This window comes from Streptomyces sp. NPDC054961 (assembly GCF_053609145.1).
This window is the reverse complement of the sequence record NZ_JBSGWY010000108.1, coordinates 1-1375: the sequence shown is the minus strand read 5'-3', so window position 1 is coordinate 1375 and position 1375 is coordinate 1. Positions and strand designations below refer to the sequence as shown.

The following is a 1375-nucleotide window of genomic DNA, read 5'->3' as shown; positions in this document are numbered from 1 at the left end:
GGGTCTGTCAAACGAGCGGTGTAACTCGGGTAGTTGAAGGTTACTGACGTGCTGCGGAGAGCCGGCCGTCGAAGGTGATGTCGAAGGCGTTCAGTGCGGTCTTCCAGCGCATGGTCCAGCGGGCCTGGCCCTTACCGGTGGGGTCCAGGGACATGATCGCCATGTAGACGCACTTGAGTGCGGCCTGCTCGTTGGGGAAGTGACCGCGGGCCTTGACCGCCCGGCGGATCCGGGCGTTCACGGACTCGATGGCGTTGGTCGTGCAGACGATGCGGCGGATCTCGGTGTCGAAGCGGAGGAACGGGGTGAACTCTTCCCACGCGTTCTCCCAGAGCCGCACGATCGCCGGATACTTCTTGCCCCAGGCGTCGGCGAACTCGGCGAACCGGTCGAGTGCGGCTTCCTCGGTCGCCGCCGTGTAAACGGGCTTGAGCACCTTGGCGATCTTGTCCCAGTCCTGGCGGGCGGCATAGCGGAAGGAGTTTCGCAGCAGGTGGACCACGCAGGTCTGCACGACCGTGCGGGGCCAGACGGCCTCGACCGCGTCGGGCAGCCCCTTGAGCCCGTCGCAGACGAGCATGAGGACGTCGTTCACGCCGCGGTTCTTGATCTCGGTGAGGATGTGCATCCAGTGCTTGGCGCCCTCACCGCCTTCGCCGGCCCACAGCCCGAGGACGTCCCGCCGGCCCTCGGCCGTAACGGCCAGAGCCACATAGATGGGCCGGTTTGCCACTGCACCGTCGCGGACCTTCACGTGGATCGCGTCGATGAAGATCACCGGATAGACGGCGTCCAGGGGCCGGTTCTGCCACTCGGCCATGCCCTCGAGGACCTTGTCGGTGATCGTGGAGATCGTCTGGCGCGACACCTCGGCGCCATAGACCTCGGCCAGATGAGCCTGGACCTCACCGGTCGTCAGACCCTTCGCGGCAAGCGAGATGACCATCTCGTCCACGCCGGAAAGGCGCTTCTGCCGCTTCTTGACGATCTTCGGCTCGAAGGAACCCTCGCGGTCGCGGGGCACGGCTATCTCCACCGGGCCGACCTCGGTCAACACGGTCTTGGCCCGGGTGCCGTTGCGTGAGTTGCCGCCGTTCTTCCCGGCGGGATCGTGCTTGTCATAGCCGAGGTGGTCGGTGATCTCGCCCTCGAGAGCGGACTCCAGCAGCCGCTTCGTCAGCTGCTGGAGCAGCCCGCCCTCACCGGTCAGCTGCAGGCCCTCGGCCTGAGCCCGACCCACGAGCTCGTCGATCAGCCGGTCGTCCGTGGACTTCGACGCCACCGTCGCAGACGACTCGACGGTCTCGGTCACGTTGTTGCTGGTCATCGATGCATCTTCCATGATCGGGAGTTACACCGAACGTTTTACAGTCCC

The 1375-nt window shown here is 65.7% G+C and carries 1 protein-coding gene; it reads right to left on the bottom strand.

All coding sequences use genetic code 11. From position 1 onward, the window contains the following. Positions 1-40: 40 nt before the first annotated feature. Positions 41-1312 carry an IS256 family transposase gene (locus ACWF9Z_RS36665; RefSeq protein WP_453609955.1) on the bottom strand — a complete coding sequence of 424 codons (1272 nt, stop codon included), beginning with the start codon at positions 1310-1312 and terminating at the stop codon, positions 41-43. Positions 1313-1375 lie beyond the last annotated feature (63 nt).